The organism is Clostridium grantii DSM 8605 (assembly GCF_900129965.1).
GTDB classification, from domain to species: domain Bacteria; phylum Bacillota; class Clostridia; order Clostridiales; family Clostridiaceae; genus Clostridium_AF; species Clostridium_AF grantii.
In genome coordinates, this window is record NZ_FQXM01000010.1 from 13,501 (window position 1) to 40,149 (window position 26,649).

General features: G+C 28.5%; 24 protein-coding genes, 1 pseudogene and 1 riboswitch. Of the genes and pseudogenes, 17 read left to right on the forward strand and 8 right to left on the reverse strand.

What is annotated here, in order from left to right:
- Positions 1–60 precede the first annotated feature (60 nt).
- The 11 genes and pseudogenes from BUB83_RS10025 (at position 61) to BUB83_RS10075 (ending at position 12,126) form a co-directional block, all read left to right on the forward strand.
- Positions 61–633, forward strand: a complete 573-nt coding sequence (locus BUB83_RS10025) for a TetR/AcrR family transcriptional regulator (protein ID WP_073338335.1) — start codon at positions 61–63, stop codon at positions 631–633.
- 24 nt (positions 634–657) lie between these two features.
- Positions 658–2,865, forward strand: a complete 2,208-nt coding sequence (locus tag BUB83_RS10030) for a DNA topoisomerase III (RefSeq protein ID WP_073338336.1) — start codon at positions 658–660, stop codon at positions 2,863–2,865.
- A gap of 267 nt (positions 2,866–3,132) precedes the next feature.
- On the forward strand, positions 3,133–3,402 hold the full coding sequence (locus BUB83_RS10035) for a hypothetical protein (RefSeq protein WP_073338337.1): 270 nt from the start codon (positions 3,133–3,135) through the stop codon (positions 3,400–3,402).
- A gap of 319 nt (positions 3,403–3,721) precedes the next feature.
- Positions 3,722–6,076, forward strand: a complete 2,355-nt coding sequence (locus BUB83_RS10040; RefSeq protein ID WP_084133503.1) for a sensor histidine kinase — start codon at positions 3,722–3,724, stop codon at positions 6,074–6,076.
- 58 nt (positions 6,077–6,134) lie between these two features.
- The gene (locus BUB83_RS10045; protein WP_073338338.1) at positions 6,135–6,437 is read left to right on the forward strand and encodes a hypothetical protein; all 303 of its coding nucleotides are present in this window, start codon (positions 6,135–6,137) and stop codon (positions 6,435–6,437) included.
- 32 nt (positions 6,438–6,469) lie between these two features.
- Positions 6,470–6,676 (forward strand): hypothetical protein, encoded by a 207-nt coding sequence (locus BUB83_RS10050; protein WP_073338339.1) that lies wholly within the window; start codon positions 6,470–6,472, stop codon positions 6,674–6,676.
- A gap of 122 nt (positions 6,677–6,798) precedes the next feature.
- Positions 6,799–7,050, forward strand: coding sequence for an MBL fold metallo-hydrolase (locus tag BUB83_RS10055; protein ID WP_073338340.1), 252 nt, complete (start codon positions 6,799–6,801; stop codon positions 7,048–7,050).
- A 118-nt stretch (positions 7,051–7,168) separates the two neighbouring features.
- Positions 7,169–8,137 (forward strand): alpha/beta fold hydrolase, encoded by a 969-nt coding sequence (locus BUB83_RS10060; RefSeq protein ID WP_073338341.1) that lies wholly within the window; start codon positions 7,169–7,171, stop codon positions 8,135–8,137.
- Positions 8,138–8,453: 316 nt separating this feature from the next.
- Positions 8,454–9,285, forward strand: a pseudogene (locus BUB83_RS10065) (MBL fold metallo-hydrolase).
- 439 nt (positions 9,286–9,724) lie between these two features.
- Entirely contained in the window at positions 9,725–10,792 is a 1,068-nt protein-coding gene (rsgA, locus tag BUB83_RS10070; RefSeq protein WP_073338342.1) for a ribosome small subunit-dependent GTPase A, read from the forward strand.
- A 173-nt stretch (positions 10,793–10,965) separates the two neighbouring features.
- The gene (locus BUB83_RS10075) at positions 10,966–12,126 is read left to right on the forward strand and encodes a GGDEF domain-containing protein (protein WP_073338343.1); all 1,161 of its coding nucleotides are present in this window, start codon (positions 10,966–10,968) and stop codon (positions 12,124–12,126) included.
- A gap of 76 nt (positions 12,127–12,202) precedes the next feature.
- Here the strand turns inward: BUB83_RS10075 and BUB83_RS10080 are convergent, their stop codons facing one another.
- From BUB83_RS10080 to trhA, 8 genes are all read right to left on the reverse strand, one after another.
- Positions 12,203–13,192 carry a transposase gene (locus BUB83_RS10080; protein WP_084133505.1) on the reverse strand — a complete coding sequence of 330 codons (990 nt, stop codon included), beginning with the start codon at positions 13,190–13,192 and terminating at the stop codon, positions 12,203–12,205.
- A gap of 187 nt (positions 13,193–13,379) precedes the next feature.
- Positions 13,380–14,009 (reverse strand): thiamine phosphate synthase, encoded by a 630-nt coding sequence (thiE, locus tag BUB83_RS10085; RefSeq protein ID WP_073338344.1) that lies wholly within the window; start codon positions 14,007–14,009, stop codon positions 13,380–13,382.
- Positions 13,999–14,814, reverse strand: coding sequence for a hydroxyethylthiazole kinase (gene thiM / locus BUB83_RS10090; RefSeq protein WP_073338345.1), 816 nt, complete (start codon positions 14,812–14,814; stop codon positions 13,999–14,001). Before thiM ends, thiE begins: the two co-directional genes overlap by 11 nt.
- Entirely contained in the window at positions 14,793–16,007 is a 1,215-nt protein-coding gene (cytX, locus tag BUB83_RS10095) for a putative hydroxymethylpyrimidine transporter CytX (RefSeq protein WP_073338346.1), read from the reverse strand. Before cytX ends, thiM begins: the two co-directional genes overlap by 22 nt.
- Positions 16,000–16,824 carry a bifunctional hydroxymethylpyrimidine kinase/phosphomethylpyrimidine kinase gene (thiD, locus tag BUB83_RS10100; protein WP_073338347.1) on the reverse strand — a complete coding sequence of 275 codons (825 nt, stop codon included), beginning with the start codon at positions 16,822–16,824 and terminating at the stop codon, positions 16,000–16,002. Before thiD ends, cytX begins: the two co-directional genes overlap by 8 nt.
- 14 nt (positions 16,825–16,838) lie before the next feature.
- Positions 16,839–17,333 carry an energy coupling factor transporter S component ThiW gene (thiW, locus tag BUB83_RS10105; protein ID WP_073338348.1) on the reverse strand — a complete coding sequence of 165 codons (495 nt, stop codon included), beginning with the start codon at positions 17,331–17,333 and terminating at the stop codon, positions 16,839–16,841.
- Positions 17,334–17,475: 142 nt separating this feature from the next.
- Positions 17,476–17,584: riboswitch (TPP riboswitch) on the reverse strand.
- Positions 17,585–17,696: 112 nt separating this feature from the next.
- Entirely contained in the window at positions 17,697–19,253 is a 1,557-nt protein-coding gene (locus tag BUB83_RS10110; protein ID WP_073338349.1) for an ABC-F family ATP-binding cassette domain-containing protein, read from the reverse strand.
- A 282-nt stretch (positions 19,254–19,535) separates the two neighbouring features.
- Positions 19,536–20,180, reverse strand: a complete 645-nt coding sequence (gene trhA, locus BUB83_RS10115) for a PAQR family membrane homeostasis protein TrhA (protein WP_073338350.1) — start codon at positions 20,178–20,180, stop codon at positions 19,536–19,538.
- Positions 20,181–20,380: 200 nt separating this feature from the next.
- Here trhA and BUB83_RS10120 point away from each other — a divergent pair, with 200 nt between their 5' ends.
- The 6 genes from BUB83_RS10120 (at position 20,381) to BUB83_RS10145 (ending at position 26,479) form a co-directional block, all read left to right on the forward strand.
- Entirely contained in the window at positions 20,381–20,962 is a 582-nt protein-coding gene (locus tag BUB83_RS10120; protein WP_073338351.1) for a DUF1836 domain-containing protein, read from the forward strand.
- A gap of 315 nt (positions 20,963–21,277) precedes the next feature.
- Positions 21,278–21,724 (forward strand): MarR family winged helix-turn-helix transcriptional regulator, encoded by a 447-nt coding sequence (locus BUB83_RS10125; RefSeq protein WP_073338352.1) that lies wholly within the window; start codon positions 21,278–21,280, stop codon positions 21,722–21,724.
- A 46-nt stretch (positions 21,725–21,770) separates the two neighbouring features.
- Positions 21,771–23,159 carry a dihydrolipoyl dehydrogenase family protein gene (locus tag BUB83_RS10130; RefSeq protein ID WP_073338353.1) on the forward strand — a complete coding sequence of 463 codons (1,389 nt, stop codon included), beginning with the start codon at positions 21,771–21,773 and terminating at the stop codon, positions 23,157–23,159.
- A gap of 56 nt (positions 23,160–23,215) precedes the next feature.
- Positions 23,216–23,677, forward strand: a complete 462-nt coding sequence (locus BUB83_RS10135) for a DUF1499 domain-containing protein (RefSeq protein ID WP_159434070.1) — start codon at positions 23,216–23,218, stop codon at positions 23,675–23,677.
- A gap of 72 nt (positions 23,678–23,749) precedes the next feature.
- Complete coding sequence (locus BUB83_RS10140; RefSeq protein ID WP_073338354.1) at positions 23,750–24,724, forward strand: YbgA family protein; 975 nt, start codon at positions 23,750–23,752, stop codon at positions 24,722–24,724.
- A 126-nt stretch (positions 24,725–24,850) separates the two neighbouring features.
- The gene (locus BUB83_RS10145) at positions 24,851–26,479 is read left to right on the forward strand and encodes an IS1182 family transposase (RefSeq protein WP_073338355.1); all 1,629 of its coding nucleotides are present in this window, start codon (positions 24,851–24,853) and stop codon (positions 26,477–26,479) included.
- Positions 26,480–26,649: the final 170 nt, after the last annotated feature.

The window sequence follows — 26,649 nt, forward strand, 5'->3', positions numbered from 1 at the left end:
AATGGAAGAATTATTTTAATTTTTACTAAGCAACAAAAAATGAGAAGGGAACGATGGTAAATGAGGATAAAAGATGATAAAAAAATTGAAAGCATAAAGATTGCTGCCATAGAGCTTATTCAAGAACTAGGATTCCATGGTACATCAGTTTCCAAAATTGCTAAAAAAGCTGGGGTGTCACCTGCTACCATTTATATTTATTATGAGAATAAAGAAGAAATGCTAAAGGAACTTTATATAGAATTAAAAGATAGAATGATTTCATTTATACTTAGAGATACTGATAACTTAATGCAAGCAAAAAAAACTTTTTATCTTATATCTAAAGCGTATTATGAATTTATACTTTCAAATAAAGATGAGTATTATTTTATAAAGCAATTTAAAAGTTGTCCGGCTTTGCATGATCAATGCGACCAAAATTTAAGTAGTTATAAGAAAATTAATGAAATTATAAACAATTATAAAGAACAAGGAATTATAAAAGATGTAGATAATAGCTTGATTTTTGCTTTTTTACTTTTTTCAGTGGAAGGAATTAGCGAGTATAATCTATCAGGTAAATGCTGTATATCTGAAAATAGTTTTGACCAAGTTTATGATATGATATGGGATGGAATTAGTATAAAGTAATTTAAAATTGAGAGGATTGTTTAGATGAGTAAAATATTAGTACTTGCTGAGAAACCTTCTGTTGGAAGAGAATTGGCTATAGTTTTAAATTGTAACAATAAAGGAAATGGATATTTGGAAGGAGCAAAATATATAGTTACTTGGGCTTTAGGTCATTTAGTAACTTTGGCAGATCCGGAAGCTTATGATAAAAAGTTTGCACAGTGGAGTATGGAAGAATTGCCTATAATACCTGCTCAATTTAAGCTAGTAGTTATTAAACAAAGTGGAAAGCAGTTTACAGCCGTTAAAAATCAAATGATTAGAAAAGATGTTTCAGAAATAGTTATAGCAACTGATGCTGGACGAGAAGGCGAATTAGTAGCAAGATGGATTATAGAAAAAGCTCATGTGAATAAACCAATAAAACGTCTTTGGATTTCTTCAGTTACAGATAAAGCTATAAAAGAAGGATTCAATAAATTAAAAGATGGGAAACTATATGATAATTTATATGCTTCTGCAGTTGCAAGATCAGAGGTGGATTGGGTTGTAGGAATAAACGCAACTCGTGCTTTGACTTGTAAATATAATTCTCAATTATCTTGCGGAAGAGTACAAACACCAACCCTTGCAATTATTGATACAAGGGAAGAAGAAATTCAAAAATTTAAACCTAAGAGTTTCTACGGGCTTAATGCAGTAGCAAAAGGGTTAACTCTTACTTGGCAAGATAAAAATACTAATGATTTAAGAAGCTTTGATAAAAACAAAGTTGAAGATATTTATAAAAGCTTAAGAAATAAAAATGCGGAAATAATTGAAGTTTCAAAAACTTATAAGAAAAAATATGCACCTCAATTATATGATTTAACGGAGCTTCAAAGGGATGGAAATAAAATATATGGATTCTCAGCTAAAGAAACTCTTTCTGCTATGCAAAAATTATATGAGAGCCATAAGGTTTTAACGTATCCAAGAACAGACTCAAGATTTATTACTGATGATATTGTAGATACTTTAAAAGATAGAGTAAAAGCATGTAGATTTGGTAACTATTCTGCAATAGCTTCAGAAATAATGAGAAATCCAATAAAAGCAAATAATGCATTTGTGGATAACAAAAAAGTTTCAGATCATCATGCTATTATTCCAACAGAGCAGAATGTTAATATTAGTGCATTTAATGATAAAGAAAGAAAAATATATGATTTAGTTGTGAAAAGATTTTTGTCAGTTTTATTACCACCTTTTGAATATGAACAAACAACTATCAAAGCTAAAATTGGTAACGAAATCTTTGTTGCTAAAGGAAAAATAGTTAAAAAAGAAGGTTGGAAAATAGTTTATAAAAACAATATGCAAGAAGAAGAAACAAGTGAAGATATTAAAGATCAAACTTTACCTGATATTAATAAAGGGGATTCGTTAAATATATTGAATATTGTTAAAACTGAAGGGAAAACAAAGCCGCCAGCATTATTCAATGAAGCAACTCTTTTATCAGCCATGGAGAATCCAGTAAAATATATGGCTGAAGAAAGCAAAGATTTGAAAAAAATAATTGGAGAAACTGGCGGACTTGGAACAGTTGCTACAAGAGCAGATATTATTGAAAAATTATACAATACTTTTCTTATTGAAAAGAAAGGCAAAGATATTCATATAACGTCTAAAGGAAAACAATTATTAGAGCTTGTACCAGAAGAATTAAAATCCCCAGCCTTAACAGCAGAATGGGAGAAAAAATTAGAATTAATTTCAAAAGGATCTTTGAATAAAAACACCTTTGTGAATGAAATGAAAGAATATTCTAAATCAGTGGTTAAAGAAATAAAATCAAGTGATAGTAAGTTTAGACATGATAACTTAACAAGAAATAAATGTCCAGAATGTGGAAAATACATGCTTGAGGTTAATGGCAAAAAAGGCAAAATGTTAGTATGCCAAGATAGAGAATGTGGACATAGAAAAGGCGTAGCCAGAATTACTAATGCAAGGTGTCCTAATTGTCATAAAAAATTAGAGCTTAGAGGAGAAGGAGAAGGACAAATATTTGCATGTAAATGTGGTTATAGAGAAAAGTTATCTTCTTTTGAACAAAGAAAGAAAAAAGATAATAATAAAGCATCGAAGCAAGATGTATCAAAATATCTTAAAAATCAAAATAAAAATAAGAAGGATGAAGAACCATTTAATAATCCTTTTGCGGAGGCTTTGGCTAAGCTTAAATTTGATAATGAAGATAATTAATAATAAAAATTAATAAAAATTTTAATGGAAACAGTTGAGGGAAACAATGCCTTTGACTGTTTATTTTATTGATTTTTGAAAAATCCACTATATTAATAAAGGGAATATATTTTTTTGTAATCACATGGTAAAATATAGCTTATAGTATAATAAATGGACAAGATGATTGTTGGTTATAAGTTTTAATAATTAATTTGAGTTAATACTAAATAGTAAAATAGCTTATTGATAAGTGAGTTGGGGGAGAGGATTAAGAAATGAGTTTTAATGATTACGCAGAAACTTGGGATACTGAAAAATGAAGAGAGAAGTTTATGTATTGTGGATTTAGATAAAGAAGATGGGAGTTTTCATAAAGAATATGAGGATTTTGATGGGCATAATGGTTTTAATCAAGAGGATTTAAAAGATATTTTAACAAGTGTGGGATTCAAGGATATACAATCAAATACATTTTTTTATGATGAAAAAATAATAGAAGGACAAAAAGTCAGCTATTCCTTATTTTTGATGAAGGCAAGTAAAAATGAAAGCTGATAAATTTTTATATAGGTCTATGCTTATTAGGTAGAGGAGAAAATATATATACCCCATGGTTTTATATAGCTTATTTAAAATGAACTAAGATTGCGATATAGCCTGTGATCAAGATGTTGAGGCAATATAAGCATATTCTGAAGATGGTATGATTGAAACGATTTTAACGATTAGCAGTTTAGAGTTTGTGTATAAGAAACTTGTAGATTCAATTGGAGATAGTATTACAAAATAAAGGAATTAAAAAGGTTTTATGGTATAATTTAATATGTTATATATTAAATTTAAATACTAATTTTGTAAAAGGGGTTCGGATATAATGAAACGTTATATAAAAAAAGCAGTACTTTCATTACTGGTACTAATTAATATTTTATTACTTAGCAACTCGTATATATTTGCTGAGGGAAATATAGAAAAGCATATACTTATTCTGAACTCTTATCATCAAGGATATACATGGACAGATGATATAATTAAAGGTATAAAAAGTGTTTTGGATGACACGGAAAATGTTATTCGGATTGAATATATGGATACAAAAGTAATAAAAGATAAAGAACATTTAAAAAACTTGTATGAATTGTATAAGCATAAGTATAAAGATAGTAAATTTGATGTGATTTTGGCTAGTGATAATGATGCTTATGAATTTTTAAAATCATATCATGAAGAATTATTTCCAGATACTCCAATAATAGTTTGTGGACTGAATCAGTACGACCAATATATAACTAAAAATGATAATTTATTTACAGGAATTAGTGAAAATGTAGATGTAAAAAGTACTATTGATTTAGCTATGAAGTTACATCCAAATACTGAAAATATATATGTTATATCTGATAATTCCTTATTTGGTGATATAAATGAAGAAATTATAAAGGAAATAGAGGCGTTATATTTCAAAGAAATAAAGTTTGATTATATAAAGGAAGATTCTATAGATAAGGTGATAAATATTATAAAAGACATACCTGTTAATAGCATAATATTTCAAACTGCAATTTTTAAAGATAAATTTGGAGAACTTGTTCCTGTGGAAATAGGTAGCAAACTTATTTATGAGAAAACAAAGGTTCCATTATATAGTTGTTGGAAAATGCAATTGGGAGGGGGCGTTGTTGGAGGAAGAATGATTGATGCCTACAATCAGGGTCAGATAATAGCTAATATGGCAGTGGAAATATTAAGAGGTAAAAATATATCTGAAATCCCTTTTATAGAAGAAAGTATAAGTGAATATACTTTTGATTATAATCTTTTAAAAGAATTTAATATAAATATTGATAGACTACCCAAAGAAAGTAAATTTATAAATATGCCAGTTTCATCTTTAAAAATAGAAAAGAGTTTAATCTATTTATGTGGGATTATCATAATAATTTTTCTTTCCATAGTAAACTACAGTCGGTTGAATAATATAAAAAAACTAAGAAAAATAGAGAAGGAATTGAAAAGAGAAAAAAAAATATTGAAATCAATTCTTGACTCTACAGTAGACGGAATTCTAGTTGCGGATACTCAAAAGAATATTATACATGGTAATGATAGCTTAAATAAAATATTAGGAATACAACAAGAACATTTAGATATAAAAAATAGTCATGAATTCGAAAATTATATTAGAAGCATAGTTATAAATTCAGAAGAAGTTATTAATTGGTTAATAGAAAGCATAGAAAATATATTTGATAGTACTTATATTATAAAGTTAAAGGATGGAAGAGTATTTGAGGGATTATCTAAGGCTTTTATAATAGATGAAAAATTGAGTGGAAGTATTTGGAGTTTGAGAGATATCACCAAAAAAAGAGAAATGGAAAAGCTTGAAAAAGAAGTTGAAATAAAAGAAATGTTATTGGAAGAAGCTAAGAAATGTGAGCTAATGAAAGATCAATTTTTTGCAACTATTTCACATGAATTAAAAACTCCTTTGAATATTATTTTAGGGGTTGTACAATTAATTAATGAACTATATTGTGATAAGAAATCAATTGTTTATCATGAAAAATTAAATACATATACAAAAATTTCTAAACAAAATTGTTATAGACTACTTAAACTTATAAATAATTTAATTGATATTACTAAAATTGATTCAGGATTTATGAATTTAAATCTAGAGAATCATAATATTATAAGTAATGTAGAAGATATTACTATGTCTATAGCTGAATACGTAGGCAGTAAAGGGATTGAGCTTGTATTTGATACTGAAGTAGAAGAAAAAATAGTAGCTTTTGATGCTGATAAACTTGAGAGAATCATGTTGAATTTATTTTCTAATGCAATAAAATTTACTAAGCATGGGGGAGCAATACATGTAAATATCTTTGATAGAAAAGATAAGGTGATTATCAGCGTAAAAGATACAGGAATAGGAATTCCAGATTATATGAGAGAGCAAATTTTTGATAGATTTAGACAGGTAGATTCCTCACTTAGTAGACAAGCTGAAGGAAGCGGCATAGGCCTCTCATTAGTAAAATCAATAATTGAATTACATAATGGAAAAATAAAAGTAATTAGCGAAATAGGAAAAGGGAGCGAATTCATAATAGAATTGCCCGTAAAAGTATTAGCTGAAGATATTTCTGAAAATAAAGTGGATAATTTTATTCAATCAAAGGTTGAACGGATATCTATAGAGTTTTCAGATATTTATTCTTGAAAAAATTCAGATAAAATTTACAAAAAAAGAGGAATAAATATTTAAGGAGGTATTTTTTATGAGTTTATTAATGTTTATTGCTACTGATCATGCATTACCATTTATAGATTATAGTAAAGTTAAGTATTATAAGTTTAAGAATGGAGTTAAAGTAGAAATTGATGATGACGGGACTATTTATCATTATACCCATGAAAGTGATAAAAATTCGCCAGACTTATTAATTCCTTGTAGTGCAGAAGAAGCGGATAGCATTGTTGTTGATTCAGAAGAGGACTTTAATGAAATACAAATTTCTATAGGATATAAAGACTCGGATATTCAATGGTATACAAATAAGAATATTATATATATACATTAAATTGGAGATATTCGGACAAAAGAGCGAATGAATTGATTGATTATTTAAAGGAAAATATGAAGGAAGGCTATGAGGTAGAGCTGTGGTTAACCTGGATGGATGAACGTATAGAACAGGATAAATACTATTTTGATATTGAAAATATATTAATTAAAGATATAAAGAATGTGTTTGATTTTTCTACTTTTAATAAGCCACGGGGCATTGTTATTTTGAAAAGAAGCATACATGAACTTTAAAACATATTGTATTATATTGTGCTACGATATTTATTTTTGAGAAAGAAGGAAGAAAAGTTATTTATGCTCCTTGTGATGTAAAGCCATTTTCTGAAAATCATATTTTTGAAAATGCTGATGTTATGGTTATTGGGAATACTGTTGTTGGTGAAGTTTTAAAGGATGGCTATGTTTTAAGTGAAGATAATATTTTTAGAAAAGAATTGTTTAGTAGGAATGAAATTGTAGAATTAAAAAATAAATATAAAATTAAAAAAGTTATTATGGCTCACTTGGAAGAGGATTGGGGCAAGTCTTATGATGATTATTTAGAATTAGAAAAGCAGTATGATGGAATTAGTTTTGCTTATGATGGTATGACTTTTCAGGTGTAAAACCTACGTTGTTTAGCATAAATACAAGTAATATTTTTTTGCTGGATTAATGATTATAATTTATTAGTGAGGGTATAGAGTGCCATGGAACAGAAATCAAATATCCTTGGAGGTAACAATGAAAAAAATCATGAGAATATTAAGAAGAGGGATAATAATAATTTTTAGTATTTTAATAATCATTATTATAATTAGCTTTATCAATCATAAAATTAAGTTAAATCAAGAATCAGAATTATTTAAACCCCTAGGTAAAATGGTTAAGGTAAATGATCATTATATGCATGTTTATACTGAAGGGGAAGGAAACGTGACTTTGGTATTTATGTCAGGGGGAGGAACTTGCTCGCCAACTTTAGATTTTAGAAGCTTATATTCTAAATTAAGTGATGATTATGGTATTGCAGTTATAGAGAAAGCTGGATATGGTTTTAGTGAAGTTTCGGATGTTCCAAGAGACATAGATACGGTTCTAGAAGAAACAAGAAAAGCGTTAACGTTAGCTGGACAAAAGCCTCCATATGTAGTATTTCCACATTCCATGTCAGGAATAGAAGCAATTTATTGGGTAAATAAATACCCAGAAGAAGTTAAAGCAATTATAGGATTAGATCCAGCTATTCCAGAAACTTATGAAAACTATCTAATGCCAAATAAAGCTATTCTAAACTTAGCAGCATTTGCAGCTGAAATCGGATTTACAAGGTTTATTCCATCTGTTTGTGAAAGCTCAGCTGCAATTAAGGCGGGGTCTTTAACTGAAGATGAAAAAGAAATATATAGAGCAGTTTTTTATAGAAGAACAGTTACAAAGACAATGTTGAATGAGTTAGAATGTATTAAAGAAAGTGCAGAAAAAGTTGATGAAATGGGATTACCTGAAGTTCCTATGCTATTGTTTATCTCAAATGGTAATGGAACAGGTTGGGAGAAAGAACAATGGCAACAATATCTAATTGACTATGCCTCAGGAATAGCTGAAAATCAGAAGATTATATTAGATTGTGGGCATTATGTTCATGATTATGAGTACGAAGAAATTGCATCTAGAAGTAAAGAGTTTTTAAACAATATTATATTAGACTAGGAGAATATTTAAAATTAAATTACTATTTTAAATATTAATTTAAGTACACAATTGTTATTAACCTTAGTTGTAATTAAAGGGATGATATCACAAGGTACACTGGCAGCGGTATTTTATTATATACCTTTTGAAATTATTATTTTAGTTATTGAAACTATTTTATTCAACAAATTTTTGCTTGAATATAAGGCTAGTAGACGAATAAGATATGCTATAGTTGCAAATATAGTGAGTTTTATATGTGGCATATTTATAATGTTAAATTTTTAAAATAAAGGAGTGCGTTTATTATGAAACTAGTTTGGAAGGTGAATAAATGAAATTAAAAGTATTGCTAGATAACAACACTTTAATAGAACGTTATTTTTTTCGGGGAACAAGGAGTATCATATTTAATTGAAGATGAATCAGTGAATGTTTTATTTGATACAGGATATTCAGATGCATTTATTAGGAATGCACAGAAAATGAATACAAGTCTTATGAATTTGGATTTTTTAGTCATTTCACATGGACATATAGATCATACATGGGGATTAGTTCCTTTGATCAAGCTTTATACGGAAGCAAAAATCGAAAGTATAAAGTATAATAAGCCAACACTTATAGCGCATCCTTATGCATTTTTATATAAGGAATATGAAGTAGACCAAGAAATAGGTTCCTTAATAAGTGAAGAAAAACTGAGTAAAAACTTTAATATGAATTTAAGTAAAGAGCCTGTTTGGATATCAGATAAAATAGGTTTTCTTGGAGAAATTGAAAGAAAGAATGATTTTGAAAATAAAATTCCAATTGGAAAGTTTGAAGTTAATGGAGTGAAAGTAGATGATTATTTAATTGATGATTCTGCTATGGTTTATAAATCATCAGAAGGATTGGTATTAATAACCGGATGTTCTCATGCAGGTATTTGTAATATTATTGAGTATGCAAAGAAAATTTGTAAAGAAAACAGAATTGCTGATATAGTTGGAGGATTTCATTTACTTGACCCTAGTAAAGAACAATTGGAAGGAACTATAGAATATTTTGAAAAAGAAGATATTAATGAAGTTCATGCATGCCATTGCACAGATTTGAAATCAAAAATAGCGTTATCAAAAGTAGTTAATTTAAAAGAAGTAGGGAGTGGATTTACGTTATAGGTATCCCAGTTCAACTATTAATTTATACGTGTCCAAAACTCCTAGAAACATGGAGATTTTGTACAAGTATAAATTAAGTTTCACAGAGGGATCCCTATAGAATATAAGTAAATGTTAAGTTTAGCATTATTATTATTATTATTATTATTAGATTTGTGATATAATAAGATATCTAAAAGAGTATATATTAGTACCCTATTTTAGAAAAGAAAATAAAAGGAGTGGTGTATTATGAAAAATTTAAGCATGTTGATTATAAAAAGTGAATTGAATAAAAGCTACTCTGGGGATAATATTTGTTAAATATAACTATTAGAATATCTTATAATATATTTTAAAATAATAGATTTATTTTTATGCCTATAGACCTTGGAGTAGCAAAAATGAAAATTTTTGAATTCTAGGGTATTTTTATGCCCAAAATTAATTGGAGGTAAGTATGGATAATAAAATAAATCTTTTTCATTGGGGATTAAAGGAATCCTTTATAAAGGAATATGAAGAAAATTATCAAGGGTATTATTTAGGTAGAGTGGTTGAAGAACAAAAAAATTTATATAAAATAGTGACTGAAGAAGGCAAGATGCTAGGAAAGATTTCAGGTAAAATGTCTTACAATGCAATTGAAAGAATGGATTATCCAACTGTTGGAGATTGGGTAGTTGTTGATAGAGTCAATCATGATAATGGGGTAGCCATTATTAATGGAATATTGAAAAGAAAAAGTAAGTTTTCAAGAAAAGTAGCAGGAAATAGAAGCGATGAGCAGATTGTTGCTGCAAATGTTGATAACTTGTTTATTTGTATGACTTTAAATAATGATTTTAATTTAAAAAGATTAGAAAGATATATAAGCTTAGCTTGGAATAGTGGGGCGACTCCAGTAATTTTACTAACAAAATCTGATTTATGTGAAGATATTAATGAAAAATATTCACAGGTAGATAGCATTGCCTTTGGAATAGATATAATCGTGGTGTCTTCAGTTGAAATGTCAGGGATTGAACAGGTAAAAACATATTTAAAAGAAGGTAGTACTATTGGGTTTGTAGGCTCTTCAGGGGTAGGGAAATCAACATTGGTTAATAGTATATTAAATGAGGAAAAACAACTTACAAAGGATATTGGAAATGGAGATAAAGGACGGCATACAACTACTTATCGAGAACTTATTCAAACTAATTTAGGGGGAGTAATTATTGATACCCCTGGAATGAGGGAAGTTGGTATGTTGGGAGATAATGAAAGTATTTACAATTCTTTTAAAGATATTGAAGAAATATCTGCTAGGTGTAAATTCACAAATTGTAGTCATAGAACAGAAGTAGGATGCGCAATAAAAGAAGCTATGAAAAATGGAAATATTTCAGTGGAGAGATATAATAATTATCTAAAACTAAAAAAAGAAGCAGAATTTATGGAGAGAAAATCTAATAAAAATAGTCAACGAGCATATGTAAGAGAGATTAAAAAAAGAAACAGGGCTATGAAAAAGGTTAAATTCTAATAATTTTTGTAAATATCAATGATATTTAGTTCCAATTAACTATTGATAGTTAATTGGAACTAAAAGGGTGTTAAAATTGTTTCATTTGAATTATAATTAAGAAAAATATATATAATTTAATTATGAATTTAGGAAAGATTATTTATAAGCTTACAAGGGGTATGGTGGATAATATGCGGAAATTTTTAGAAGATTTATTTGTTAAAATCCCAAAAGAATATAAGGATGAGTTTGAACGAGAAGCAACTTTAAATAGTTTAAAAAATTCTGCTCATTTTTTAAAGTGGATACTTTTAATTGAAATCATAGTTACTATAGTGTCATTTGTGCCTATGTCAAAACCTCTTTATGGAACATCTTTGAAATATTACAGAGGAATGTATTTTTTATTAATAGCAATGGTAATATTTTATATTATTTTATTTAGAAATATTAATAAGCATAAAAACATAAAAACTAAAAAGTTACAAAACATAATTTTATTTCACATTTTAAGTGGATTAATATGGAGTGCAGGAATATCAATAATAGATCAAATTTATAATAGAGAGGCTACAGTTTATTTGACTTTTATTGTGGCAATAGCACTTGTTGTATATATAAAACCTAAATTATTATTAATAGTTTACGGTTTGGTTCAAGTATTTTTTGTTAGTATGAGATTTATAATTAATGGCACAGAAGCTGAAGTTTTTGCAAGTACTCTAAATACTTCAGTCTTTATCGTAATAGGATGGGTTATTGAAAGGCATCTTTATAAAAATAGATTAGAAAATTTTATAAAAACAAAGATTATAGAAGAAAAAAATTTAGAATTAAAGAGGGCTAATGAAAAACTAGAAACGATTTCTTGTGTAGATTCACTAACTAACTTGTATAATAGAAGAAAACTAGATATTATTATTGATGAGCAATGGAAAAATGCTATAAATGAAAATATTGAATTATTTTTAGTTATGATTGATATTGATTATTTTAAAAAATACAACGATACTTATGGGCATATAGCAGGCGATGGATGTATAATTGAAATATCAAATGTGCTTAAGGATTTTTGTGAAGATCACTCAGGCTTTGCAGCCAGATATGGTGGGGATGAATTTTGCTTAGTTTTACCAGGTATTCACAATGCAACATTAATAGATGAAATCATGTCTTTGAAAAGTAAAGTGAGAAATTTAGAGATGTTAAATGAATTATCTCCAATAGATAAATATGTAACAATTAGTATAGGAATATATAATGATAGCCCTAAAAAAGATATAAAACCATGGAGCTTTGTCGTAAAAGCAGATCAAGAGTTATATAAAAATAAACTGAAAAGAGAATTTTGATATAAAGGTTAAAATTATCAGTAGCTATTATTAGATATTTATCTTAAAGGTATATAAAAAGGATGTGTTTTTATTTTTAAGCGGGGTATTCTTTTAAAAATTTAGTTAAAATATTAGTGTAGTAAGAATTGCTTTTAATTAATTCATAGCCTTTATTACAAAGGTTACAAAGAGCAGAAACACTAATGCCACCTAAAAGGGAACTTATATTTTTAAAATTTATATCACAAAAACTACGCATTAAAAACACACTGAAAGCTCTAAATTCAGTTGTATTTCTTCGATATTTTATTTGTAAATCATAGTTGTTTATATTTGTATTATTACAAATGAAGCTTATGATATCCTCAGGTTTTACTCTTTTGGTAGTTTCGGATTTTCCACTAGTATATTGCCAGTGATCTTTATTAAGTTCAAAGTTTTTAATCTCTAATAGAAGAGTGTTGTATTCATCATAGACATTATTTAGAGAATCACAGATTTGTTCTGTATTTGACAATGAATCCTTAAGTGCTTGTCTTGCTTTTACGAATGTAAAATAATTTTTCCTTGCAATAATTTTATTAGTATCATAATAATTTAGAATAATTGACGAATCAACTATATTGAGAACATCTTCATGAATACCTAAATATATTCCTAAACTTGAGTATTTATAATCTTCGACTTTATTTTTATAGCCACTTATATCTTTTGGATTATTATGAATATATGCTGAAACAAATTTTAAAGCGGGTTCACTTTGAACAATTTTACTTTTAAATCTATCTGAAAAAACATGACCGTGTCTTTTATAAGTTTTATTATAATAAATTGCATAACTAAGATTTATCCCATGCATGAATTTACTTAGATTAGCTCCATTAGATGCTATTAGTAAATGAACATGAGTACTCATAATACAATAGGCTAAAACTTTGAATCTGAAAGTAGTTTGGTACTTTTTTATTGTATTTAAGAAACGATCTTTATCAGTATCAGATTTAAAAAGAGTTATTTCACTTGAACCCCTCATTATAATATGATAGGTTCCTGTTTCTACTGCATTTCTTGCTTTTCTACACAAATTAAACACCTTCCTTATGGTATTATCTAGACATATATAGCCTAGCGCAATTTAAAATTTAGATTTATAACTAAAGTATTGACCAATAAAATAAATTTAATCAAAATAAAATCAAAATAATAGGGACGGTTCACAAATATTTTTATATAAAAATATTTGTGAACCGTCCCTAAAGTTTTTTATATTTCTAAAAAGATTGTGGACAGTCCAAAAATTTTTGGGAGGCTAATTTTATATTGTCTTGGCCTAGTATGGCAGAAACAACTGCAAAGCCTTCTATATTTGTAGGAATTAGTTTTTTATAGTTTGCATGATTTATACCACCTATAGCAACTACGGGGATATTTACTGTATTTTTTATTTCCTTTAAAGTAGAGATGCTTACTGAGCGAGTATTTAGTTTTGTAGAGGTTGAAAACATGGCCCCAACACCTAAATAATCAGCCCCTTGTTTTTTTGCTAAAACAGCTTCTTCTAAAGTAGCAGTAGAAATACCTAATATTTTATTTTCTCCAAGTATTTTTCGGGCAATTTCACATGGAAGATCAGATTGACCAAGATGTACGCCTGCGGCGTCTATTGCTAAAGCGATATCTAATCTATCGTTTATAATTAGTGGAATGTTATATTTATCAGTAACTTTTTTTACTTTTAAAGCTGAGTTATAAAAATCTAAAGATGAAATGTTTTTTTCACGAAGTTGAATTATTGAAACTCCGCCTAAAATAGCTTCTTCCATAGCAGTGCACAAATCTCTATCACCTAAAATATCTCTATCTGTAACTAGATATAATGAATAATCAACTTTATCCTTCATAAATTTTACCTCTTTTATTTATGTCATCAATTGAAAAGTTATAAATAGAATCCATTAATTTCACTTTAAAACTACCTATGCCATCTCCTTCTTTTAGTGAATCGTAAGCTATTTCACCAGACAAGCTCATTGTTAAAATTCCTAATGTAGCTGCAAGAAAATAATCTTGAGTAGCGCCACAGAAAGCACCAATTAATGAAGTAGTCATACATCCAGTACCAGTAACTTTAGTAAGAATTTTATTTCCATTATGAAGAGTAATAATTTTTTTACCATCAGAAATATAATCAACTGCACCTGTAATAGCAATGACGGTATTATGAAGTTTGGCAGCCATTAAAGCTATTTTTTCTCCTTCACGGCAACTATCTTCTCTAGAATCAACCCCTTTTGAAATGGAATCTATACCACATAAGGCCTTGATTTCAGATAAATTACCTCGTATCACAGAAAAATTAATTTCTTTTAAAAGTTTTTTTATAGTTTCAGTTCTGTATTTTGAGGCAGAAATTCCAACGGGGTCTAGAATTACGGGAATATTTAGCTTGTTAGCTTTAATTCCAGCTTTAATCATAGATTCAATTTTAGTATCATTTAAAGTACCTATATTAATAATAAGAGAATTAGAAATTGAAACAATATCTTCAATTTCATTTATAGCATCAGCCATAACAGGAGAAGCACCAATGGCTAAAACGATGTTTGCACAGTCATTAGTGGTAACATAATTGGTTATATGATGAACAAGAGGATTTTTTTCATTAATATCAATAAGTAATTTTTCTATTTTTGAATAAGTTTCCATGAATTCATAAACCTCCAACTAATAAAATATAAGAATCCAGTTACTATGATTGTAGGAAGGGTAGCTCCTAAAATAAAATCATATTTAATAAATATATAGTAAATGGAAACACCAACAACCCATACAATAACTGAACCTATATTTAATAAAAGTGTTTCTTCAATCTTTGTTTTTTTCTTAATAATAAAATAATCAGTTAATAAAATGGCGAATAATGGACTGAAAACTGAACCTATGGCATATAAGAAAAATTCATAATTTTCAATAGCAAACATTAGAGAAATGATTGTCCCTATAATTGTCATAATTATTGAGATTTTCTTCTCGTCTAGCTTAGGCATAATATTTAAAAAAGTAACGCCTGCAGAATAAGCATCCATAAAAGTAGTAGTTATAGTAGAAAGAAAAACAATACCAAAAGCAATAAGGCCAAGATTAGCCGCTAGCATAATAGCAGAAGGATCAGGATTCTGAGTAACAATAGCAGCTCCTAGACCAATAATATACATCCATGAACTTCCTAAGAAATAACCAATAAAACTACCGTATTTAGCATCATTTTCTGATTTTGAAAATCTAGTATAATCAGAGATTAATGGTAACCAAGAAAGAGGCATTACTACAGAGAGTTCTAATGCACCACCAAATGATATTGAATTATCTGAAATGCTATTAAATAAACTTTGATTAGAAAAAATAATTGATGCAAGAACAAGAGTTAGTCCAAATAATAAAATAACAGCTATGACATTTACTTTTTTAAATCCCTTTATTCCAAGAAAAATCCAAAAACAAATACATAATCCTATTAAGATACTCCAAAGTATTGTGTTATTAATTCCCCATAAAGTATTGCTGATTATATTTAAAGATAAAGCGGCAGATTTAATCATTATAGCGGTCCAACCTATCAATTGAAGTACATTTAAAATAGAGAATAAATACGTGCCATATAAACCAAAAGAAATTCTTGTTGAAGTAATAGCTGGAATTCTCTCACGAGTACCTATAACACCGCCTAAAACTAATATAGCAGTACCAATTAGATGTCCAACTAAAATAGTTATTAAACCCATCTTAAATCCAAGGGGAGCAATAAAACCACCAGTTAATATTTCTGCTATTGAGATAGAAGCTCCGCACCACAAAAATGCAAAACTCCAAAATGATAATTTATTTTCTGTATTATTCATATAACATACCTGCCTTTTCATAGAGAGTGTAGAAATGATTTGTAGGTCCAACGCCTTTGCCGATATCAAGAGAATGGGCAATTGCAGTAGTTATGTATTCTTTTGATTTTTTTATACTTTCCGCAACCGAGTAGCCTAGTGCAAGATTTGCAGTTATTGCAGAAGATAAGGTGCACCCTGTACCATGAGTGTTTTTTGTAGCAATTCTTTCACTTTCAAAGTAAGATATTTTTTCTCCATCAAATAACACATCTACAGCACTGCCTTCCATATGACCGCCTTTTATTAATACATTTTTAGGCCCAAGTTTCTTGATTTCCTTACTAGCTTCAATCATATCTTCAATATTTGATATTGTTACCTTTTTCCCCAGTGCCTCTTCTAATATTACTTCTGCTTCTGGAATATTAGGCGTTAAAACATAAGCTAGAGGCAATAATTTTTCTATTAATACTGTTTTTGATTCAGGGTGTAATAAAGAAAAACCACTTTTAGATATCATAACAGGGTCTATAACTATATTCTTAGGAAAATATTCTTTGATTTTCTGACTGATTATTTCTATAGAATTTATTATTGAAACCATACCTATTTTAACCGCGGATACTTCAATATCTGTGAATATTGCATCTATTTGTTTTCCAATCATACTAGAAGATACATCTTCAACGGCAAAAACTCCTTGAGTATTTTGAGCAGTAATGGCTGTAATAACGCTCATTCCAAAAACACCATTAGCACTAAAACTTTTCAAGTCTGCTTGTATTCCAGCACCACCACTTGAATCTGAACCAGCTATAGTTAATACATTTTTCATCTTAAAATCCCCTTTTATAAAGTGTCTTTTAGTTTTAGAATTTTCATTGAGTCTAATGCTTTTATCAATAAATAAGCAATGGTACTGCCACCGGTAGTGCTGATTAGAAATGGTATAACAAAGAAAAATAAAGCAACAGATTTACCCATAAGCAAAGTAGCCACAGGATAAGCAATAATGCCACCAATTATTCCAGTACCAATTATTTCACCAAAGACAGCAAATAAATATTTTTTTGTGTGTTTGTACAATATAGCTGAAAGATAAGCTCCAATCATAGAACCAGGGAAAGCTAAAAGTGAGCCAGTCCCTAAAATGTTTCGCATTAATGAAATACAAAAGGCAATACAAACACTATAGATAGGACCTAAAGTTATTGCAGAAAAAACATTGATAAAATGTTGCATAGGAAAACATTTTGAAACACCTACAGGAAAGTAAACTAAACTACCGGTTACAATGCCAAGTGCAACTAGAAGTGATGAAAAAACTAATTTTTTCGTTTTCATAAATAAACCTCCATTTTACTACAGGAGTTGAGAGGTAACCTTGAAAAATATTTCAAAAATATTTTATTTAAGGAAATAAGAGTGAAAGGATTTTTATGAAATTAAAATAAAAAACACAAATCCGTAGATTTGTGTTAGAAATTATATTTTCATAAACATCATCCTACGCTGGCATTATCCAGATCAGGTTAAGGGTCTAAGAATTTTATTCTTACTCTCAGCTGGAATCACCAGCTCCCCTGTGTTAATTTAGTTATTCGATTATAAAGTTATCATAGCATAGGTTTATAGTTCTATCAATAGGGACGGTTCACATATTTTTTAATATTATAAAATAATTTAACAAAAAGTTGTGAACCGTCCCTAAATAATTTTAGTTGTCCAGGATTCACAGTTCCATACATGGGTAACTATGTCGTTATAGAATTCAGGTTCGTGACATATAAGAAGGATGCTGCCTTTGTATTCTTTTAAGGCTTTTTTTAGTTCATCTTTTGCATCAACATCTAGATGGTTAGTGGGCTCGTCTAGTACAAGTATATTTGATTCACGGTTTAGTATTTTACATAAACGAACTTTAGCTTGTTCTCCACCACTTAGAACTAGAACTTTGCTTTCGATGTGCTTAGTTGTAAGACCACATCTAGCTAAAGCGGCACGAACTTCGTATTGAGTGTAAGAAGGAAACTCTTGCCATACTTCTTCAATACAGCTATTATAATTTGCTTCTTTAATTTCTTGTTGGAAATAACCTATATGTTGATGTTCACCTAGCTCAACTTCACCAGAAATTGAAGGTATTTCACCTAGAATGCTTCTTAGCAAAGTAGTTTTACCTAAACCATTTGCGCCAACTAAAGCGATTTTTTGTCCTCTTTCCATTACTAAATTTAAAGGTATAGATAAAGGCTCATCATAACCGATAACTAAATCTCTTGTTTCAAAAATTAATTTATCAGAAGTTCTAGCAGCTTTAAAGTTGAAAACTGGTTTTGGTTTTTCCTTATCAAGTTCGATAACATCCATTTTGTCTAATTTTTTTTGTCTAGACATAGCCATATTTCTTGTAGAAACTCTAGCTTTATTTCTAGCAACAAAATCTTTTAAGTCATCAATTTCTTTTTGTTGTTTCTTATAAGCAGATTCAACTTGTTTTTTTCTAGCTTCGTAAACATTCATAAAATTATCATAATCACCAACGTAACGATTTAATTCTTGATTACCCATGTGATATATAAGATTTATTACGCTATTTAAAAAAGGAATATCATGAGAAATTAGTATAAATGCATTTTCATAAGCATTTAAGTAACGTTTTAACCACTCAATATGTTGTTCATCTAAATAGTTTGTAGGCTCGTCCAAAAGTAATATGTCAGGTTTTTCTAACAAAAGTTTAGCTAGTAAAACTTTTGTTCTTTGACCACCACTTAAATCAGCTACATCTTTATCCAATCCAATATCATTTAATCCAAGACCTGATGCAATTTCAGAAATTTTAGCATCAATAATATAAAAATCGTTGTGATCTAGTATATCTTGGATTGTACCCATATCTTCAAGCATAACTTCTAATTCATCAGGGTCAGCATCGCCCATTTTTTCACATATATTTGTAACCTCAGCTTCAAGATCAAAAAGATATTGATATGCATTCTTTAAAATATCATAAATTGTCATACCTCTTTCTAAAGAAGTATGTTGGTCAAGATATCCAACCCTTACACGTTTAGACCATTCAATAGTTCCATCATCGGGTTCTAATTTTCCTGTTATTATGTTCATGAAGGTAGATTTACCTTCTCCATTTGCGCCTATTAATCCAATGTGTTCACCTTTTAAAAGTCTAAAAGATACATTATCAAAAATAGCACGATCACCAAATCCGTGGCTTAAATTCTTTACTGTTAAAATACTCATATTTCAAATCCTTTCTTTTCTTATATATGGGATACCTATATTAAAATAATATTATACTTTATTAACATGTGATAGAAATACACATATTAAATTATATAATAGTTGCCGTGTATTTTAAAGAAGAATATCTTGATTAATATGGTATGAATTATAAGTAATAGCAATGAATTTTTTGTATCTAAAGCAATAGTTGAGCTAGGATAACTATATAGATCAAAAAAAGAATTGAGAATATAGGTGCATATAAAACAAAAGAACTGCGAAGCGAGCTTCGCAATTCTTTTAAATAACATATTTATATATCATTAAATAATGAGCAAGACTTCCTATTAGTATAAAAACATGAAAAATTTCATGAAATCCAAATTTCCAAATCTTGATTTTTTCTGATTTGATTGCATAAAAAACTGCGCCTACTGAATAAGATAGGCCGCCACCGAATAAAAGCATTAAACCAGAGGTTGGCAAAATCTTAGAAAGTGGATAAATAACAAATATTGCAGCCCAGCCTAGAATAAGATAAAAACTTGTATATAACCATCTAGGGGCATCAAACCAAAGCAATTTAAGAACTATTCCAAGAATACCTAAGGCCCAAACAATTGTCAACAATATATAACCAGTTGTACCTTTTAAGGTTATAAGGCAAATAGGTGTATAAGTAGCAGCAATTAATACATATATCATGCTATGGTCAATTCTTCTAAGAATAGCTATTGTTTTATTTGAAGCAATTTTCCAATGGTAAATTGTAGAGGCGGAATACAAACCGATTAAACCAAGGGAAAATATAACGGATGAAAGAATCTTAGCATAGCTACCTGAGCCAATAGAGTTAACAAGTAAAAAAAACAAACCAACGGTTGATAGAAAGATACCAACTAAATGTGTTAAAGAGTTTATGGGTTCCCGAATTGCAACTTTCATATAAATACCTCCTTACCTAGTTTTTAAAACTAGGTGATGTTATATTAATATAATAACAATAATAAATAAAAAAGTCAAACTAATAATTCTAAAAACTTTGACAGGTAGTTTCCAATACTATATAATTTATTTAAACAAATATTTTTAATATTGGAACGATTTTATACTTAGGTGTTTGTAAAATATAATGGAGTGATGTTATGGATAAAAAAGATAAACTTTTAGCACATAAAGCAGTTGAAATTGAAGATATTCCGGATATTGATTTATATATGGATCAGGTAACTAGTTATATGGATTCAGTGTTAGATAATGTTAAAATTGACGAAGACGATAAAGTTCTTACTAAAACAATGATTAATAATTATGTAAAAGCCAAAATCATAGAAAAACCAAATAAAAAGAAATATACAAAAAATCAAATAATGGAATTAATTATGATTTATCATTTAAAAAATATTATTCCCATAAGTGATATAGATAATTTATTAAAATATGAGAAAAGTAGATTTATAACGCCTAAAAATGATGATAAAGATGGTAAAAATATAGAATATAAGAATAATAATGCAATAAAAGAAATTTACAAAAGTTTTCTTGAAATTCAAAAGGAAGTTATAGAAGAGTCTAGAGAGAAATTTAAAGAATATAATACTGAAAATGGAAATGCTAATGAAAGTCAGCGAGTTAAAGAAATAATAAAATTAGTTCTTCAAGCAGATATGGATAAAAGAATGGCGGAATTAATGATAAAAGAATTTAAATTTACTAAAATTGAATAATAATATATTAAGGGGCACATAAAATTTTGTGTTCTTTTTTTTATATTATTTTGAGTATTTTCTTTATAGGTATCCCAGTTCAACTATTAATTTATACGTGTCCAAAACTCCTAGAAGCGTGGAGATTTTGTACAAGTATAAATTAAGTTTCACAATGGGATCCCTATATAATATTGACAAATAATTTAAGTAGGATTATAATTAGTTAAAAGATTGTGCACAATTTAATTTACAACAACTTAAATTAAAATGCATCAATTTTTTATGAAGTATAAAAATATTAGTATAAATATAATAATCGAAGGGAAGGTAGTTATGGATAATAAAGAAAAAATATATGAAGAAGCTTTAAAATTAGATAATCAAATATGCTTTCCTTTATATGCAGCATCTAGATTAATAGTAAGAAAATATAGACCTATGTTAGAAAAAATAGGACTTACTTATCCACAATACTTAGTAATGATGGTTTTATGGGAAAATAAAAATATGAATGTTAAAGATTTAGGGGAAAAGCTATATCTTGATTCTGGAACACTAACACCTTTACTAAAAAGATTAGAAGCAGCTGATTTTATTAGTAGAGAGAGAGATAAAAAAGATGAGAGAACTGTAATTATTAATTTAACAGATAAAGGAACAAAACTGAAACAAGATGCTAAAGAAATTCCTATTTCTATGATGGAAGATTGTTGTGGTGAAAGTATAGATTTGATAAAACTAAGAGAATCATTAAATGAATTAATAAAATCTTTAAAATAGTAAAATTAAAAATAGAGTTTAATGATTATGAAAGGGGTTTTTTAATATGAAACAATATGATGTAGTAGTAATTGGAGCAGGTGCGGGGGGACTTACAGCAGCTTATACAGCTTTAGGATTCTCTAAAAAGGTTGCTCTTATTGATAAAAACAAACCCGGTGGAGAATGTACTTGGTCAGGATGCGTTCCAAGCAAGGCTTTAATAAATATTGCCGAGGAAATACATATGGCTAAGAAATTTAATTTGAATTTAAAAATAGATTCTACTGAAGTTATGGAAAGAGTTACAAAAGTAATAGAAAATGTGTACTCAAATGAAAATCCTGAAAAGTTGATAAATGATGGGATTGATTATATTAATGGATTTGCTAGATTTATAGATAAAAACACTATAGAAGTTAATAATGAACAAATAAAAGCTAAAAAGATTATTATAGCTACAGGATCTTCTCCACTAGTTCCACCTATAAATGGATTAGATAAAGTTGATTATTTAACAAATGAAAGTATATTTACATTAAAAAAACTTCCAGAAAGCTTAATTGTTTTAGGTGGAGGACCAATAGGAATAGAGTTAGCGCAAGCGCTTAATAGAATAGGGGTAAAAGTAAAAGTCATCGAAATGTTACCTAAGATATTATTTAGGGAAGAACCAGAACTAGTAAGTATGCTTCATGATAGATTAGAAAGCGAAGGAATTGAAATATACACAGGAACAAAAGCTATAGAAGTTAATTCTGATAATGGTAAAGTTTCTGTGAAAGTTCAGAAAAACGAAGAAGAATTTGAAATTGAAGGTGAAAGTATACTGCTTGCACTTGGAAGAAAAGCTAATCTAGAAGGTTTAGATTTAAATAAAGTTGGTATAGAAATTTCTAGAAAAGGCATTGAAGTAGACAATCATTTAGAAACTTCACTAAAAGGAGTTTATGCTATTGGAGATGTAGTTGGACCTTATAATTTTTCTCATATGGCAAATGTACAAGGTATTACTGCAGTGCAAAATGCTGTTTTACCAATTAATAAAAAAATCAATTACCAAAATGTTGCATGGTGTTCTTACACTGACCCAGAGCTTGCTAGAGCAGGAATGTTAGAAACAGAGGCTAGAGAAAAGTTTGGAGATAGCATAAGGGTATATACTCATAGCTATGACCACATTGATAGAGCTATGACTAAAGAAAATAGTATAGGACTAGTAAAAGTAATTTTAGATAAAAAAGGTAAGGTCCTTGGAGCAAGTATTTTAGGCGATAGAGCAGGAGAAATCATATCTGAAATTCAAGTAGTTAAAACATTAGGTGTAAACTTTGGAAAATTGGCAGATGTAATTCATCCTTATCCTACTTATGCAGAAGTTTTAAATAAGATAGGTAAGAAGGTAAAAGTCGATAATTTATTAAATAATCCAATTGTTAAATTGTTTAGAAAATAGGTAAGCCTATGTCAAATAAAAATAAAAAAATAAATAAAAAAAAGGAGAGATTTAAAATGAATTTATTTTTAAAAATTCTTGGTGTAATTATTGTATTAATATTATTAATGGTGGTAAAAATGATTGTGGATAATAACAAAACTCCAAAAACTATAGGGGTTAATAATGGAAAATTAGCAGTAATGCCAAGTAGTCCTAATGCTGTATCATCTCAAGCAACAGAAAAAGAAAAAAAAGTTGATCCACTAGAATTTAAAGGGAATATTGATGAATCAAAAGAAGCAATATTAGAAATAATAAAATCTATGGGAAATGTTAATATAATTGAAAATAAAGAAGATTATATTTATGCAGTTTTTACTACAGAAAAAATGAAATATAAAGATGATGTTGAATTTTATTTTGATAAAAAAAGCAAATTAATTCATTTTAGATCAGCATCTAGAGTTGGATATTCTGATATGGGATTAAATAAGCAAAGATATGAAGATATAAAGAAAGCATATACAGAAAATTAAAATATTCTGATAAAAGTATGAAAAAAACTTAAAATTTTTACCAGGGATATATTAAAAGTGGAGGATGATAAAATGAAGGAATTTATAAAGCCTAGAGTTGTGATAAGCAAATGCTTGGAACATGACAAGTGTAGATATGATGGGTCAATGATTAATAATGAATTCATAGAAAAATTAAAAGAATATGTAGATTTTACTCCAGTATGTCCAGAAGTGGAAGTTGGGCTACCTATACCCAGGCAGGCATTAAGAATAATTTTATCAGAAAATGAGGAACAAAGCTTAGTATTCTCAAGAACTGGAGAAGATATAACAGAGAAAATGCAATCATTTTCTAATGGGTTTTTAGATGATTTAAATAAATCAGAAATAGATGGATTTATTTTGAAAAGTCGATCACCTTCTTGTGGAATGAAGGATGTTAAAATGTATAAAACTTTTGGAAAGGCACCTTCTATTCCAAAGAAAACAAAAGGAATTTTTGCCAAGCAGGTTTTAGAAAGTTTTCCGGATATAGTATTAGAAGATGAGGGAAGACTTTCAAACTATAATATAAGGGAAAGTTTCTTGATTAATATATTTACATCAGCTTTTTTTAGAAAAGTTAAAGAAGAAAAAAATTTAAATTCTTTAATAAAATTTCATAGTGAAAATAAATACCTTTTAATGGCCTTAAGTCAAGGAAAGTTAAAGCAATTAGGAAAGCTAGTAGGAAACACTGAAGGAAAGAAAATAGACCAAATTTTAGAAGAATATGAACCTATTTTGTACAAAGCGTTAGGAACAATGCTTAACACTGGTAGAAATGTAAATATGCTTTTGCATTTATTTGGTTACTTTTCAAAGGATTTAACAACAAATGAAAAAGGATTTTTCTTAGAAGAATTAGAGAAGTATAGAAATAAAAAAGTCCCTTTTTCTGTTCCTTTATCATTAATCCACTCTTGGGTAATACGTTTCGGTAATGAGTATTTATTAAAACAAACTATATTTGAAGCTTTTCCAAGTGAATTAATTAATGTTACTGATTCAGGAAAAGGAGTTTAGAAAATCAGCTTTTAAAAAGTAATTTAGAAGGGGCTGGCGCACTAAAAAATTAATGCGACAGCTTTTTTGCGTAAAAAAATAAATCTTCCCCTCGGAAAAGTGGAAGATTTATAGTAAAATTAATATATGATTAAACACATTAATTTACATAAAAATTATACATCAAATCGTGGAAGTTATCAATTAAAACTTCCGCTAAATATTGAGTACATGATTCCAAATAATGATTCGGTGCGTTTGCTAAGTCAGTTTGTAGAGGAGATGGATTTAACAGATTTATATTCGACTTATTCCCGATTAAGGGAAAATCAGGCTACGCCTCGTCAGATGCTGAAGATTGTACTTTATTCTTACATGAATCATAGCTATTCTTCTAGGGAAATGGAAACCTCCTGTAAAAGGGATGTAAATTTCATGTACCTTTTAGAAGGTTCACCAGTACCAGATCATTCTACTTTTGCAAGGTTTCGTAGTCTTCACTTTGCTCCCTGTTCAGAAACAATTATGGCTGAAATGACAAATTTCCTTTATGAGATTGGAGAAATATTAGGAGATGCTATATTTATTGATGGTACAAAGATAGAGGCATGTGCTAACAAGTATACTTTCGTCTGGAAAAAAGCAGTTTCAAAAAATTTAGAGAGATTACTTTCTAAATTAGCTATTTTCGTATCTGAATGTGAGGAACTGTATGGAATAAAGCTTGTATACGAGAATAAAGTAAAAATAAAGCATGTAAAAAAGCTACGCAAGAAGCTTTACTCCTTGAAACAAGAAGAAAATATAGAATTTGTACATGGATGTGGAAAGAGGAAAACTCCTATTCAACGTTCAATTGAAAAACTTGAGGAATATCTTGGTAAGTTAAAAGAATATACACAGAAAATTCATACCTGCGGTAAACGTAATAGCTATTCCAAGACAGATAAAGACGCAACTTTTATGAGGATGAAAGAAGATGCCATGAAAAATGGTCAGTTAAAGCCAGGTTACAATGTTCAGCATGGAGTAGATTCTGAATATATAGTATGGCTTACTGTTGGCGAACAACCTACAGACACAACAACATTGATTCCATTTATAAAAAGCATGGAGAATTTCTTGTGTTTTAAGTATTTTAAAATTGTTGCGGATGCAGGATATGAGAGTGAAGAAAATTATGTTTATGTTAAAGATAATGGACAGTTATCCTATATTAAACCAGCAAACTATGAAATATCAAAAACAAGGAAATATAAAAATGATATAAGCAGAATAGAAAATATGGATTATACTGAATTGGGTGATTATTATACTTGCAAAAATAATAAGAAACTAACAGTAAATAAAATATTAAAAAGAAAAAGTAAGACAGGCTATATAAGTGAAAAAACAATTTATACCTCTGATGACTGTAGTAACTGTATTCACAAGAGCAAATGCATAAAAGGACATAACTGCAAAACACCACTAGAAGAAAGAGTTAAAAATCTTGAAACTTCAAAGCTGTTCAACATGCTTCGTAAAGAGAATCTTGAAAGAATAGTAAGTGAAGAAGGCTGCGAATTGAGAATGAATCGAAGTATTCAAGCTGAAGGCTCTTTTGCACAGATAAAGCAGGATATGGGATTTCGTAGATATCTATGTAAAGGTAAAAAGAATGTTTTAGCAGAAAGTGTTTTATTAGCAATGGCACATAATGTAAATAAGTTACATAATAAAATTCAGTCAGATAGAACTGGAATACATCTTTTGTCTCTTAAAAAAGGTGCATAATTTTAGAATTTTAAAAACTTTGGAAATCAAAAAAAGCCTTAATATCAAAGGCTTATTAAAGTGCGACATTTTTTAATTATGGAGCTTGTTAGAGGTTAAAGTATCCTTGAATTTTCTATAAAACATACAAAAAAACGCTGCCGCGTTAGCAGATTTTTTTATGCTAATGC

Excerpts from the sequence above, each read along its gene's own strand:
- BUB83_RS10120 (WP_073338351.1), top strand. The coding sequence starts at position 20,381 with ATGGATAAAAAAGATAAACTTTTAGCACATAAAGCAGTTGAAATTGAA.
- thiE (WP_073338344.1), bottom strand. The coding sequence starts at position 14,009 with ATGAAGGATAAAGTTGATTATTCATTATATCTAGTTACAGATAGAGAT.
- BUB83_RS10045 (WP_073338338.1), top strand. The coding sequence starts at position 6,135 with ATGAGTTTATTAATGTTTATTGCTACTGATCATGCATTACCATTTATA.
- thiD (WP_073338347.1), bottom strand. The coding sequence starts at position 16,824 with ATGAAAAATGTATTAACTATAGCTGGTTCAGATTCAAGTGGTGGTGCT.
- BUB83_RS10110 (WP_073338349.1), bottom strand. The coding sequence starts at position 19,253 with ATGAGTATTTTAACAGTAAAGAATTTAAGCCACGGATTTGGTGATCGT.
- cytX (WP_073338346.1), bottom strand. The coding sequence starts at position 16,007 with ATGAATAATACAGAAAATAAATTATCATTTTGGAGTTTTGCATTTTTG.
- BUB83_RS10035 (WP_073338337.1), top strand. The coding sequence starts at position 3,133 with ATGATTACGCAGAAACTTGGGATACTGAAAAATGAAGAGAGAAGTTTA.
- BUB83_RS10040 (WP_084133503.1), top strand. The coding sequence starts at position 3,722 with ATGAAACGTTATATAAAAAAAGCAGTACTTTCATTACTGGTACTAATT.
- BUB83_RS10060 (WP_073338341.1), top strand. The coding sequence starts at position 7,169 with ATGAAAAAAATCATGAGAATATTAAGAAGAGGGATAATAATAATTTTT.
- trhA (WP_073338350.1), bottom strand. The coding sequence starts at position 20,180 with ATGAAAGTTGCAATTCGGGAACCCATAAACTCTTTAACACATTTAGTT.
- BUB83_RS10145 (WP_073338355.1), top strand. The coding sequence starts at position 24,851 with ATGATTAAACACATTAATTTACATAAAAATTATACATCAAATCGTGGA.
- BUB83_RS10140 (WP_073338354.1), top strand. The coding sequence starts at position 23,750 with ATGAAGGAATTTATAAAGCCTAGAGTTGTGATAAGCAAATGCTTGGAA.
- BUB83_RS10025 (WP_073338335.1), top strand. The coding sequence starts at position 61 with ATGAGGATAAAAGATGATAAAAAAATTGAAAGCATAAAGATTGCTGCC.
- BUB83_RS10055 (WP_073338340.1), top strand. The coding sequence starts at position 6,799 with ATGGTTATTGGGAATACTGTTGTTGGTGAAGTTTTAAAGGATGGCTAT.
- rsgA (WP_073338342.1), top strand. The coding sequence starts at position 9,725 with ATGGATAATAAAATAAATCTTTTTCATTGGGGATTAAAGGAATCCTTT.
- BUB83_RS10030 (WP_073338336.1), top strand. The coding sequence starts at position 658 with ATGAGTAAAATATTAGTACTTGCTGAGAAACCTTCTGTTGGAAGAGAA.
- BUB83_RS10135 (WP_159434070.1), top strand. The coding sequence starts at position 23,216 with ATGAATTTATTTTTAAAAATTCTTGGTGTAATTATTGTATTAATATTA.
- BUB83_RS10075 (WP_073338343.1), top strand. The coding sequence starts at position 10,966 with ATGCGGAAATTTTTAGAAGATTTATTTGTTAAAATCCCAAAAGAATAT.
- thiW (WP_073338348.1), bottom strand. The coding sequence starts at position 17,333 with ATGAAAACGAAAAAATTAGTTTTTTCATCACTTCTAGTTGCACTTGGC.
- BUB83_RS10125 (WP_073338352.1), top strand. The coding sequence starts at position 21,278 with ATGGATAATAAAGAAAAAATATATGAAGAAGCTTTAAAATTAGATAAT.
- BUB83_RS10130 (WP_073338353.1), top strand. The coding sequence starts at position 21,771 with ATGAAACAATATGATGTAGTAGTAATTGGAGCAGGTGCGGGGGGACTT.
- thiM (WP_073338345.1), bottom strand. The coding sequence starts at position 14,814 with ATGGAAACTTATTCAAAAATAGAAAAATTACTTATTGATATTAATGAA.